Consider the following 12,212-nt stretch of genomic DNA (forward strand, 5'->3'; position numbering starts at 1 on the left):
CCCTTAATTGAAAGGGCACAGTTGGGGGCGTTTGGTTTCCCGCGCCGGCATTCTATAGGGGTGGTTTTTGTGGGGGTGGGGGGGGCGGGGCCGCCCCCCCCCCCCGGGCCCGATCTTGCTGCGTTGGCTATAGGAGGAGGTCTCGTGGTGCTTTTGCGGCTTGACCTGCTCTCCAAGTCACAACCTGTGCCCTTGGGGCAAGGGTTCTAGGCGCTGGGTGCTGAACCTCGGCTTCAAGGTTGATGGCCCTGTGCTTCGGCCGAGTTGAGGGAGGGAGCTCGGTTCTTGGATCGGTCGGAAGGACCGTGGTGTCTGGGGGTTCCGGTTGGCGAGCTGTTGATGCTTGGTGGCCCTGGTCCAGGAGGTCCGTCGGGACCTAGATGGCAGGGGTGTCTTGAGGGGCGAAGATGATGTTCTGCCAGGTCAGAGGGGCAAAAGAGGTTCTGGATTGAACTGTCGTTCTGCTTCGTGCTCGGTTCCGACAGGGGTGGGATGACCAACTGAAAGTTGGTTGATCGGACGTGCTCAGAAATGGAGGGGAGGGCCTATGACCCTTTGGTGCAGGGGAGTTAACGGCGTTAACTCTCGACGGACAGCTCTGATTCAAAAGAGGTTGTGGATAGAAATGGGAATCAGTCAGATTCAGGGCTGTTCTGGACAGGGTGTCCGGGAGGTGCCGAAGATCCACAACTTCTGACGTCCGTCAGGAAGAACCGGGGAGAAGTGCTTTGTGGACGACGTTGAGTGCGCGCAGCGAGCCGACCACCGGCCTATAGAGGGTACGGAGATGCGTAGCCGCAGGTCAGGCGGGGTACGGGGGAAAAGATATGTCCCCTCAGGAGGGACATATCTAGTGCGTTGTGTCGCTGCTGGGGGGACAGAGCGGCTACAAAACGTCAGTGCGGCTGACGCTTTTTGGCCCAAAACGTCGGGGGGGCTGACATAATGCGGGAGATACGTCGGACGGACGTCGGGGGGAGGGGTGAGAATGCTCCGAGAGGCCCGGAGGGGGCTTCGGGCGGGGCGTGGCCGAGATGTGTCCCCCCTGGGGGGACGTAAGACACGCCGAACGTCAACGAGCGTGACACTAGTGTCACCCTTGTTGACATACTGCTTTCCGCAGATCAACGAAGTGGAGAGCATCCTCGTGTCATCAGAGCCACAGCGCCGTCGGCAGAGTCCGTCGCGCGCGCCGCGTCCTGATCTGCCCGTTGATGACGCGATCTCGGCGTGGAGTCAGCCGCTGGCGCCCGTCAAGGATCTGGACAGCTTGGCCAAGCGGTACCCGAGTCGGAAGCTGACTCTGGACGGCGAGCGCAAGCCGCTGGAGTTCTACGGGACCCAGAGCCAGCCAAACGCGTTCTCGATGGACAGCCTTGAGTTCTTCCTGGTGATCGCCCAGTACTTCCGGGAAGCACTGCCGTTGCGCGTGATCCTGCTGCTCATCGCGTGTCAGAGAGCGGGGGGGCGGATTCCGCTGACTCAGGAGGAGATGGCTACGATCCTTGATGTCAGTCGGACAAAGACGTCCGAGGCGCTCCACACGGTCATGTCTCATGGGATCGTCTTCAAGGTGAGGCGGGGTGTGTATCAGTTCAACCCGCCCTACAGTTACCGAGTAGCCGAGTTCATCCCGGGTACTGAGACGACGGGTGAGTTTGTGAAGGTGGAGCAGTCCAGCACCATCTCGCAGATTCGCGGTGACACGAGCTTGCCGGATCTGGTGCGGTTCCCGTCGCTGGACCACATGCGGCAGGCGATCGAGGAACTGCGGGCCGAACGGGCCAAAGAGCGCGCTGCGCGCCGGCTTAGCCGACGACAGCGCAAGGAAGAAGGGACAGCTCAGTGAGCACCTTGCGATTCGCTGCGGTCAACGCAGACGGGCTTCTCTCTGACCTGGACCTTCCGCCCGCGGCCTACCGGGTGCTGCTGAAGCTGCGTTCGTTGAGCGAGCCCGGCGGACGGATCCTCATCGACCAGGCCTCGATCGCCGGCATGCTGGATCTGAGCCGGCCGAGCGTGAACGCGGCGCTGCGGAGCCTGGAGTTGGCGCGGCTGGTGCGGAAGGTTCGCAACGGCATCTACCAGATCAACCCGATGCTGGCCGGATACAACTCGTTCGAGGACGCGGTCGCGGCCGTGAACGAGATGCCGATGGACGAGCGGCTGGACGCGCGGGGGTACGTCGACAGCTACCACCGCGCGGTGGCGGAGTATCAGGACCAGCTCGCTGAGCAGCGGAAGAAGCGGGCCGCGCAGAACGCTGCGAAGAAGGCCGTCGAGGCGAAGCGGAGGCGGACCCTGCACGCCGTGGGCTAGGGCTCGTTGGGGATTGTCCGTTGATGGGGCGCCGTGGAGTGGCTGAAGCCGCTCGGTGGCGCCCCTCGGCATTTTGGGGTGCTGGTGGGTACCGAATGGTCAGGTCGGGGGGATAGGGGCTCAGGGGGGCACTGAGGGGCCTTGACGGGCCATCTGGCGGGGTTGGACCGGGGCGGGTTGTGGGGCCGCGGTGCGGAAGAGGGCCAGGGGGCGCGGGAGGCGGGGCTGTACCTCGTGGCAGCTGGAGCGGAACGGCGGTTCGGGCAGTGCCGGTTCGGGGGCATCGTCGTACGTCCGGATGCTGCACCGGGCCGTCGCCCCTCGTGATCGGGAGGGGCGACGACCCGTACGACTTCGGTCAGAACTGCTGCGGCAAAGTGGTCGATCGGTGGTCTTGTTTGGTCAGTTCGTGATCGCCTTTGGCGTGGGCAGCTCGTCCACGTACCGCTTCGCGAGGACGAGCGGCACGTAGGTGTGGCTCTGCCGCACGGCCTTGATCGCGGCGACGTCCCCGTGGTCGCTGCGGACCTGCTGGATCTTCGTCTCGTCGACCTGGGCCCGGAATCCCTCGAAGGATCCGAAGCGCTCCCAGAAGGCCTTCTTGCGCTTCTTCGCGGAGCGGTCGAAGGCGACTCCCAGTGCCCCTGTGATGGCGAGGGCGACTATGGCGGCTACGTCGTTGTTCATGGTGTTCCTTCGGGGCGTGGTCAGAAGTTGAAGTCGATGTAGTCGATGTCGGTGAAGTCGACGAGGAGGCCGGGAGCGCGGGAGCCCTGGTCGCGGAAGTAGACGTCCTGGAGGCCCTGGGCGGTGATGTGTCGGAGCTCGGCTTCGGTGGCGCCGGCTTCCTGTGCCGCGAAGAGGCGGGAGGCGTACTCCGGGGGCAGGTGTTGGGTGATGCGGCGCATGCGGCCGTCGTCGGTGGTCCCCGGGGCGGCGGTGAAGCCGAAGCGGGCGCGGGTTTCGACGACGAGGCCGGTGGACTTCGCCGCCTTGGCGCGGGCGCGCTTGCGGACGAGGGGCTGCCAGCTCTTGCGGACTTCGGTTTCGAGGCGGCGCGCGAGCTCGGGGCGGGGGGTCTTGATCTGGCCCTTGAGATAGCGCTCGACGGTGCGCGGGGAGATGCCGAGGCGCTGTGCGACCGCCTTGACCGAGTTCTTCTCGGTTTTGAGGAGGAACTTCACCCGGGCCTGGGCGGACTTCGGGATGGGACGGGTGAAGTTGTGCTCGTCTGCCTGGGCCAGGCCGTCTTCGATGTTGCCGGACATGCTCGTCTACTCTCCGTCGGCCGCTGCGTCGTGGCCCTTGATGTGGCGGGCGGGGTTGTGGCCTTCGTCGAGGAGGCCGACGGCCCAGAGGAGGGGCTGGGTGCCCTCGTGCTTGACCATGCCGGGGCTGACGCCGAGGCGGAAGCCGCCGGGCAGGGGCTTGCCGTCCGGGGTGCGGGGGAGGAAGTCCAGGGGGCTCGGGCCGTCGGACAGGTACACGGCGCAGTCGGAGAGGACCGCGATGGGGTACAGGTCGGCGGTGGCGAGCTTGCGCATCTTGCGGTGCATGTTCACCCGGGCCGTGGAGATCACGGCCGCGCGGATGTCGGGGCGCCAGGTGGGGCGTTCGAGGGCGGGCCAGGCTTCGCCCGGACGGTAGCCGGCGCCCTGGGGGCGTTCGCGGAGCTTGCCGATGCCGCCCTTGACCGTGGCCTTGATGGCGGAGAGGACGGAGGCCAGGGCCGGGTCGTGCTGCTTGTGGACCGCCATGGCTCGGAGGAACGCCTCGTCGGTGAGGTCCGCGGTGACGCCCAGGTCGGCCATCGTGGCCATGTAGGCGTCGCGCAGGCGGGTGTACCAGGCGTCGAGGTACGAGCCGCTGTCCGGCCGGAGCCAGGCCTCGGTGGGTGCGACGGCGTGGCCGAGCTCCTGTGCGTAGGCCAGGGTCGGGGTCGCGTACCAGGCGGGGCCGGTGGGGGGCTTGCCGTGGGGGGTGAAGGGGTTCGGCAGGCGGGGGTCGAGGGGGACGGACGAGAGGTCGGCGAGCCAGCAGCCGGGGACCTTCGGGTCGAAGCGGGGGGCCGGGCTGTGGACCGCCGGGCCGAGGCCGACGGTGAGGCGGTTCGCGGCCGCGGCGAAAGCCATGTTGACGTCGATGCCGACCGCGTGGGTGCGGGCGCACTCGGCGTCGGTGAGGAGTTCGGGGTCGCGGATCCAGTCGTACGCCTCTTCGTCGAGGACCTGGTCCGGGGTTCGCTGGTGGGCCCGGGGGTAGAGGGCGGCGACGACCGGATGCTCGTCGGGGGCCTCCGGGGGAGCCGGGTCGACGGGTCGGGTGAGGGAGCCGGGGACGGGGGCCGATTCCCAGACGTTGGTCTCGGGGTTGCGGGCGGCGCGGGTGGGCGGGCGCAGGGCCGTCATCAGTTCGAGGCCGGTGACGGCGGTGGAGCCGCGGGGCGTGAGGACGCGAGTGGCGTAGGTGGTGAGGAGCAGGGCGATCTCGGGCGCGGGGAGGTCGGCGGTCTCCTCGCCCCAGGCGCGCGGGTCGAGGGCTCCCCAGGGGAGGACGGCCAGCTGGACGCACTGGCGGCCGGTGGTGGGGGAGGCCGGGCGGTAGACGCGGGCCCAGGGGCCGAAGCCGCGGCGGGTCAGCTGCCACTTGGCCTTGGCGAGCCGGCGGACGACGGGGTGGTCGTCGGGGAGCCGGAGGCCGCGGCGGTCCGCGAGGGTGAGGGGGAGGCCGAGGGCCTCGGTCGCCTCGGCGGTGAGGACGAGGAGGGGGTCGCCGTCCTTGCCGTTGCGGTGGAGGCGGGGGGAGCGGAGGTCGGCGTCCTCGCTGAGGGCCCAGGAGATGAGGGTGGGGAGGTCGGTGGCGGCCTTGGGGGGGAGGGGGAGGACCAGGCCGTTGGTGGCGTGGGCTTGGGCGTTGCCGTCCAGGACGGCCAGGGGGGTGTGGGGAGGAGGGGTGGGGGAGGCGGGGCGCGGGCTTGGGCGGGACGGGGGCTGGGTGCGGGGGGTGGGGGGACCAGGGGGAGTGGCTTGGGGGACTTGGGGGTGCGGCTGGGCGGCGTTAACGGCGTTAACGGCGTTAACGGTGGGGGGTGCCGGTGGTGGGGGCTGCGTCGGAGGGGTGGCTGCGGTGGGGGTGGCTGCGGCGGTGTCGGGGGTGGGGGGCGTGGGGGTGTTAACGGCGTTAATGGGGTGGAGGGTGGCCAGGCCGTCCAGGAGGCGGGTGTAGGCGGCGCGCTTGGGGGGCCGGGGTTCGGTGCGGCCCGTTTCCCATGAGGTCACCGTTTCGCGGCGTACGGACAGGGCCTTGGCGATCTGATCCTGGCTGAGGCCGGCGGCTTCGCGCAGGCGCTTGCGTTCGTCCGGGTGCGGGAGCGCGTCCTGGGCGGCGGCTTCTTCCAACAGGGCGTCGACCGCTGCGAAGAGGCTCTCTTGTTCGTCGGGCATGTACCTACCTCCGGGGGCAGCCTAGTCGAGTCGCACGTTTGAACGCACACGAAACGCACGTGGGGGCGTTAACGGCGTTAATGCCGTCAGCGCCCCCACCGTGGGTGCGGCCTGCGTCAGATGCGTGTCATGAGGAGTTCCGTGACGGCCTTGAGATCGTCAGGGGTCAGATGGGCGGTGAGGGCGTCCGCGATCGTCTCCGGGGATTCCGTGGTGATCGTGATGCGGGGGGTGAGAGCGGGGGAGGGGGTGTTGGTGGGCGCCGCGGGAGGGGACGTGGTGTTAACGGCGTTAACGCCGTTAACGGGTGCCGGGGTCGGTCGGGTGCGCTGGCGCGGGGGGTTAACGGCGTTAATGCTTTCCTCCGCTGCCGCGGCCTGGGACTCCTGCGGGAGGCGGCCGATCCTGCGGGCCGGCTCGACCTTCAGCTCGCCCGTGTCGACCTTGTCCTGGAGGGTCGGAGTGAGGTTCAGGAGGGTGAGGCGCTGGGAGACCCAAGCGGGCGTCTTGCCGAGGCGCTTGGCGACCTGGGCCTGCGAGCCGTGTACGTTCACCAGCTCCTGGAGGGCGCGGGCCTGGTCCATCGGGGCCACGTCGACGCGATGGACGTTGGCGATCAGGGCCGATTCGAGGATGTCCGCGGCGGAGGTCGACAGGGAGTCGTTGACGTGGATGTGCATCGTCTTGAGGCCCGCGAGCTGTGCTGCGGCAAGACGCCGGTTGCCGTCGATGACGACGTACGGGGCCCGCCCCAGGCCGTCGGTCTGACCCGGGTGGGCCTCCATGAAGGCCATGCGGGTGGCGACGGCGAGCGGCTGGAGCTGGCCCCGGGAGATGAGGGACTGGGCCAGCTCGTCGATCTCCGTGAGGTCCTCGCGGAGGTTGAACGGGTTGTGGGCGAGCGCCTCGATCGGTACCTCGGAGGGCGGGACCATACCCGAGGTGGGTGCTCCGGTGGCTTCGGCGATGGCCGCGCGGCGGGAGCTGACGCCGACCGGCTGGGCGCGGGCGAAGGAGGCCGAGACCCCGAGTTTGTCGGCCTTGCTCATGAGATCTCCCTGGCGAGTGCGCGGAAGGCGACCGCCTGGTCGCCCTTGGGCGCGTAGACGAACAGCGGCTGCTTCACGCGGACGGCCTCACGCTGTTCCTTGAGGTCCGGGACGATGGCGACGACACGCGGATCCTTTATGTCCATCCAGGCTTGGAGGGAGGAAGTCGCGATGTAGCCGCGGCGGCCGTCGTAGAGGTTGACGACGAGCCCGAGGTAGTCGATGTCGAGGCTGAGGTCGTCGCGGAGGTCGTTGATCTGGGAGGTGAGCAGATCGTAGGCGTCCGCGGAGGAGTCCTCGGCCTGTACGACGATCAGCGCACCGGAGGCGCCGGGCTGTTCGGCGTCGCGGCGGCGGCCGTAGTAGATGGCCGCGTCCATGCTGAGGCCGAGGCTCGGGGGGCAGTCGACGAGGATCACGTCGTAATCGGCCTCGACCGGGGCGAGGGCGCGTTCGAGAGCGGCCTCGCGGGCGCGGACGGTGGAGAGGCGGACGTCCAGCAGGAAGGCGTCCGTGCAGGCGGGGAGGACGTGCAACCGGTCGCCGAAGCGGTCGTCCGCGATGGGAACGATGAGGTCCGAGAGCGGGCCCTTGGCTTCGCTCGCCATGTGGCAGGTGAGGCTGTCGCCGCCGATGGGGAGCGGCTGCTGGCCGAGCTGCTTGGTGAGGTGGCCCTGCGGGTCGAAGTCGACGATCAGGACGCGCATGCCGAGGCCCGGGAGGTCTTCCAGGTCGAACGGGGTCGCGTGGGCCTCGGTCGGGTGTCCCTCGGCGGGGTGCCCTTCGGCGGGGTGGGTCTCTTCGTCTGCCGCGAGGCGGGCCAGTTGGCGGGCGATGCGGACCGGGTGGAGGCTGTCCGGGTCCTCGGCGAGGGCTTCGGCGGTACCCGCGGTGATCGCGGTCTTGCCGACCCCACCCTTCTGGTTGCACACGATGATGCGGCGGACCACGGAGGGGCGCTTGACCGTGGGGGCCGGGTTCATCTCCAGCCAGAGCTGGACGGATTGGGCGAGCCCCTGGATGAGGGAGACGCCGCGGTCCTTGGAAGAGGAGCGGAACGACTCCCACTGCCCAGCGGGCAGCCAGGTGGAGAACGATTCGGCGCCGGAGGTGTCGACGGGGGAGGGGGCGGAAGCGAGGGCGCTCCAGTGGGAGATGCCTTGGTGTACGGCGTCCTGGATGTCCACCCGCAGCTGTGCGGTGCGGATCTTCAACTCCTGGCGCAGCCACGGGGGCAGTTTGGAGACGACCTTCTCTCGGTCGTTCTGAGACGAGGGTGAAGTCATGAGAGGGACTTTACTAACGTTCAGAGGGTGATGTGGGCGCCACGCTTGAGTTTTGCTAACGGAGTGGATGCGGAGCCCGGTGAGGGCATGGCTGTGCCCCGGAAGGGCAGCGGCGGATCGCCGGTTGACCTGGGACGACCGGGGACGCCGGCCCGGGGCGCATGGGGGGTCGGTCAGGGAAGTGGACGCGACAAGGCGGTCTCGTACACGCCGTGGCGAGCACCCCCGTGGTTCACCACGGCGTGTACGAGACCGCCTTGGACGCCTTGTCAGCCGACCGGGACCGAGGGGGAGTCCGGGGCCGGGAGACCGAGGGCGGCCCGGCACTCGGGCGAACCCGCCGGGTCGAAGAGGGGGATGCGGGGGCCGGGCGTGATGCCCGGGAGGAGGAAATTCCAGAGGTCGGTGACCCGGGTGTGCAGGTCCTCGCGCGTGGTGCGGACGTGGGAGGTGACCTGTACGCCGGTGAACGAGGCGATGAGATAGGTCGCGAGGTCCCGGGCGTCGAGGTGCGGGAGGACGTCGCCGCGGTCCTGGGCGGGCTTCAGGCAGCTGAAGGAGGTCTCGATCCAGGCGTTGTACGGGGTCGGGTCCGGGTCGGTGAACGAGCCGAACTCGACGACCAGGCGGATGGCGGCGCGGATCCGGACGTTGGTGCGCAGCCCGTGGGCCATCTGGTGGGACAGGTCGATGGCGGTCTGGAGGCCGGGGTCGACGATGGCGGGGACGCCCTCGGCGACCTGGAACTGCTCCTCCATCAGGGTGCGGGCCAGGGCTTCCTTGGACGGGAAGTGGAAGTACAGGGCGCCCTTGGTGACCCCCGCGTGCTTGACCACGTCGCTGAGGCTGGTCGAGCCGAAACCGGAACGGTCGAAGGCGATGGCCGCGCCGTCCAGGATCGCCTGGCGAGTGATCTCAGCCCGTTCCTGCCTGGCCCTCGCCACGTGCGGTCTCCTCGATGTGTGTCTCTGTGGTTTGTGGTCTGTGGTGTCTGCGGTGTCCTTGATGCCTGGTCAATCTAGTGGGGGAGGGGTTAAAAAAACCAGTCGACAAGTACTTTTTAGTGCGTGGAGGGTGGTGGTGTTAACGCCGTTAAGTGGAGTGTTGGGGTCCGGTTGTTAACGCCGTTAACGCCGGCGCCGTTTAGAGGGGAGGCGTGGGTGGTGGTGCTGTGGCGTTAACGGCGTTAACGCCGTTAACGGTCGAGCTGTCCTGCCTCGGTGCCGTGCCAGGCCGGAGGTCGCTTCTCGGTGAACGCGTGGGCGCCTTCGGTGGCGTTGGTGGTCATGAAGACAGGGGTGCTGAGGGGGTCCTGGACGGTGTAGGCGGCGTGGTCGTCGAGGCCGCGGGTGTTCTGGACGATCTGCTTCGTGACGTGGACGGCTTCGCGGGAGTGGGCTTGGACGCGGTGGGCCAGGGCGAGGGCTGCGTCGAGGGCTTGGCCTTCGGGGGCGAGCTGGTTGACGAGTCCGTACCGGGCCGCGTCCGGCGCGGGCAGTGGGGTTGCGGTCAGGAGCATCTCCATGGCCACGTGGTAGGGGATGCGGCGGGGCAGGCGGATGGCTCCGCCCTCGGCGGCGATCAGTCCGCGGGCGACTTTGGGCAGGGCGAAGAACGCGGTGTCGGCGGCGGTGATCAGGTCGCAGGCCAGGGCCAGCTCGAAGTCGCCCGCCACCGCCGCTCCCTCGACGGCGGCGATGAGCGGCTTGCGGCGCCGGGCGCGGGTCAGGCCGGCCAGCCCGCGGTCGGCGACGACCGGTACGCCTTCGGTGGGGAAGGCCCTGAGGTCCATTCCGGAGCAGAAGTGTCCGCCCGCACCGGTGAGGATGCCGACATTCAGGCGGGGGTCGGCGTCCAGCCTGTTGAGTGCGCCGTCCACGGCGTGGGCCAGGGCCCGGTCGATGGCGTTGCGGACGTGGGGCCTGTTGAGCGTGATGAGCAGGACGCCGGGGTGGGGTTCGGCAACCTGGACGGGGTCTTGGCTGTCCATCGGGGTGCTCCTGGTCGGGGGGACGGATCCTGTGTGCGGGCGGGGTGCTCAGGTCCGCAGGACGGGCAGAGCGGCCAGTCCGCGCATCACCCGGGTCGGACGCCAGGTGAGTTCGTCGGCCGGCTTGGCCAAGGTGATGGGGCCCAGACGCCTGAGCAGCAGGGGGAGGGCGAGGATGCCTTCGAGGCGGGCCAGGGCGGCGCCGATGCAGAAGTGGGGTCCGTAACCGAAGGCGAGGTGATCATTGGGTGTCCGGGTCAGATCGAGCCGGTCCGCGTCGGGGAAGACGTCCTCGTCGCGGTTGGCAGAGCCGATCAGGAGGCTGACGATGTCGCCTGCGGCTACCCGCTGCCCGTGCAAGGTGATCGTTTCCGCGGCGCAGCGGAAGGTGGCGTCGCGCACCGGTGAGTCGTAGCGCAGGAGTTCCTCGACGGCGGTGGTGACCAGGTGCGGGTCGGGGTCCGGTGCGCTGAGCAGGGCGGCTTGGCCGGGGTGTTGGAGCAGGGCGAGGGTGCCGTTTCCGATGAGGTTCATGGTGGTGTCGTGCCCCACCAGCAGGAGGAGGTAGGCGGTGGAGCGCAGTTCCTCTTCGCTCATCGCTCCGCACTCGTCGCTCGCCCGCACGAGGGCGCCCAGCAGGTCACTGCCGCCCAGGGCGGAGCCGGTGCGCTTGGCGCCGATCAGGGTGTCCAGCAGGGTGTGCAGGGCTTCGTCCACCCGGAGCGGGTCGTGGTCGGGAGAGGGGGCGATCGTCGCCATCAAGGTGTCCCGGGTGCCGGCGTCGTCCAGTGCCGGGGGGACGCCGAGGATCGCGCAGATCATGCGGAAGGTCAGCGGCGCCGCGAAGTCCGAGATCACGTCCACATCGGAGCGAAGCTCCAGACCGTCCAGCAACCGGCCGGCGGTGGTGGTGATGAACGGTTCCAGCTGGGCGATGCGCCGGGGGATGAACGCGGTGTTCACCAGGGTCCGAAGGCGGGTGTGGTCAGGCGGGTCGGCGTGGACCAGGTGCCGGTTCAACCCGGTGGGCCCCGCGACGTAGCCGGGTACTACCGGGAGACCTGCCAGACGGTGGGCCGTCCGGGCCTGCGGTCCGGGTGCACGGGCGCATGCCGGCGGAGCCACGCGAAGTACGGATAGGGGTCCTGTACCCGTGCCGCCAGCAGTGCCACCGGTGCAGATGGTGCGGACAGTGGGGACAGTGGGGCGGGGGGTGGCACCGTGGCTCCCTGCTCGCAAGCCAACACGGACACCACAGCAACGAGCAACGACGAACGAGGATGCGGAATCCGAGTGCCTCCCGCCCGCTCCCGCGGGCGGGGCGCGGCTTCAGCGGGTGGTCCAGCCGCCGTCGACCGAGAGGGTGGCGCCCACGACGAAGGAGGAGCGGTCGCTGCAGAGCCAGGCCGCGGACTCGGCGATCTCCTGCGGGGCGGCGATGCGGGGGAGGGGGGCCGATCGTAGGAGGATCTCCTCCATGGCCGGGTTCTGCTTCAGCCAGGCATCGATCATCTCGCTGCGGGTGGAGCCCGGGGCGATCGCGTTGACGCGGATGCCCTGGGCGGCGTACTCGGCGGCGGCGGCCTTGGTCAGGCCCAGGACCGCGTGCTTCGAAGCGATGTAGGCGGCCGTCACGGGGGTGGCGACGAGGCCGGCGGTGCTGCTGTTGTTCACGATGGTGCCGCCCGTGCCGGCGGCGAGCATGGCGCGTATCTCCTGGCGCATGCAGTTCCAGACACCCCGGACGTTGGTGTCCATGACGCTGTCGTAGACGTCCTCGTCGAGGAGGTGCAGGGGCTTGGGCTCGGCGCCGACTCCCGCGTTGTTGAACGCCGCGTCCAGGGAGCCATGGGCGGACAGCGCGGCCGACACCGCGCGGGCCACGTCCTCGACGCGGGTCACGTCACCGACGACGTATTGGGCCCGGTGACCGCTGCCGCGGAGTTCCTCGGTGAGTGCGGCGAGCTCGGGCTCCCGGCGTGCGATCAGGGTGACTGCCGCGCCCTCCCGGCAGAACACCCGGGCAGCGGCCGCGCCTATGCCTGCGCTGGCGCCGGTGATCAGCGCCGATTTCCCCGCCAGCAATAAGCTGTTACCCACTGTCACGGGCGAGACGGTAACACGA

11 protein-coding genes are annotated in these 12,212 nt (G+C 69.1%); 2 read left to right on the plus strand and 9 right to left on the minus strand.

Annotated features, from left to right (window positions below; all coding sequences use genetic code 11):
• The first annotated feature begins 1,132 nt into the window (after nucleotides 1–1,132).
• Entirely contained in the window at nucleotides 1,133–1,849 is a 717-nt protein-coding gene (locus tag ACIBEA_RS40920) for a hypothetical protein (protein ID WP_399268967.1), read from the plus strand.
• Nucleotides 1,846–2,319, plus strand: coding sequence for a MarR family transcriptional regulator (locus tag ACIBEA_RS40925; protein WP_385786186.1), 474 nt, complete (start codon nucleotides 1,846–1,848; stop codon nucleotides 2,317–2,319). Before ACIBEA_RS40920 ends, ACIBEA_RS40925 begins: the two co-directional genes overlap by 4 nt.
• A gap of 402 nt (nucleotides 2,320–2,721) precedes the next feature.
• Here the strand turns inward: ACIBEA_RS40925 and ACIBEA_RS40930 are convergent, their stop codons facing one another.
• From ACIBEA_RS40930 to ACIBEA_RS40970, 9 genes are all read right to left on the minus strand, one after another.
• Nucleotides 2,722–3,006, minus strand: coding sequence for a hypothetical protein (locus ACIBEA_RS40930; RefSeq protein ID WP_399268969.1), 285 nt, complete (start codon nucleotides 3,004–3,006; stop codon nucleotides 2,722–2,724).
• Nucleotides 3,007–3,026: 20 nt separating this feature from the next.
• Nucleotides 3,027–3,587 (minus strand): telomere-protecting terminal protein Tpg, encoded by a 561-nt coding sequence (gene tpg, locus ACIBEA_RS40935; protein WP_399268971.1) that lies wholly within the window; start codon nucleotides 3,585–3,587, stop codon nucleotides 3,027–3,029.
• A gap of 6 nt (nucleotides 3,588–3,593) precedes the next feature.
• A complete protein-coding gene (tap, locus tag ACIBEA_RS40940) occupies nucleotides 3,594–5,762 on the minus strand; it encodes a telomere-associated protein Tap (protein ID WP_399268973.1) in 2,169 nt (722 codons plus the stop codon).
• A 116-nt stretch (nucleotides 5,763–5,878) separates the two neighbouring features.
• The gene (locus ACIBEA_RS40945; RefSeq protein ID WP_399268975.1) at nucleotides 5,879–6,811 is read right to left on the minus strand and encodes a ParB/RepB/Spo0J family partition protein; all 933 of its coding nucleotides are present in this window, start codon (nucleotides 6,809–6,811) and stop codon (nucleotides 5,879–5,881) included.
• Nucleotides 6,808–8,097, minus strand: a complete 1,290-nt coding sequence (locus ACIBEA_RS40950; RefSeq protein ID WP_399268977.1) for an AAA family ATPase — start codon at nucleotides 8,095–8,097, stop codon at nucleotides 6,808–6,810. Before ACIBEA_RS40950 ends, ACIBEA_RS40945 begins: the two co-directional genes overlap by 4 nt.
• Nucleotides 8,098–8,366: 269 nt before the next feature.
• Entirely contained in the window at nucleotides 8,367–9,041 is a 675-nt protein-coding gene (locus ACIBEA_RS40955) for a ScbR family autoregulator-binding transcription factor (RefSeq protein ID WP_399268979.1), read from the minus strand.
• Nucleotides 9,042–9,292: 251 nt separating this feature from the next.
• Nucleotides 9,293–10,087, minus strand: coding sequence for a crotonase/enoyl-CoA hydratase family protein (locus ACIBEA_RS40960; RefSeq protein ID WP_399268981.1), 795 nt, complete (start codon nucleotides 10,085–10,087; stop codon nucleotides 9,293–9,295).
• A 48-nt stretch (nucleotides 10,088–10,135) separates the two neighbouring features.
• Nucleotides 10,136–11,050 carry a cytochrome P450 gene (locus tag ACIBEA_RS40965; protein WP_399268983.1) on the minus strand — a complete coding sequence of 305 codons (915 nt, stop codon included), beginning with the start codon at nucleotides 11,048–11,050 and terminating at the stop codon, nucleotides 10,136–10,138.
• A 366-nt stretch (nucleotides 11,051–11,416) separates the two neighbouring features.
• Nucleotides 11,417–12,193 (minus strand): SDR family NAD(P)-dependent oxidoreductase, encoded by a 777-nt coding sequence (locus ACIBEA_RS40970; protein ID WP_399268985.1) that lies wholly within the window; start codon nucleotides 12,191–12,193, stop codon nucleotides 11,417–11,419.
• Between the last annotated feature and the right edge of the window lie 19 nt (nucleotides 12,194–12,212).

This window comes from Streptomyces sp. NPDC051555 (assembly GCF_044454405.1).
In the GTDB taxonomy this organism is placed as follows: domain Bacteria; phylum Actinomycetota; class Actinomycetes; order Streptomycetales; family Streptomycetaceae; genus Streptomyces.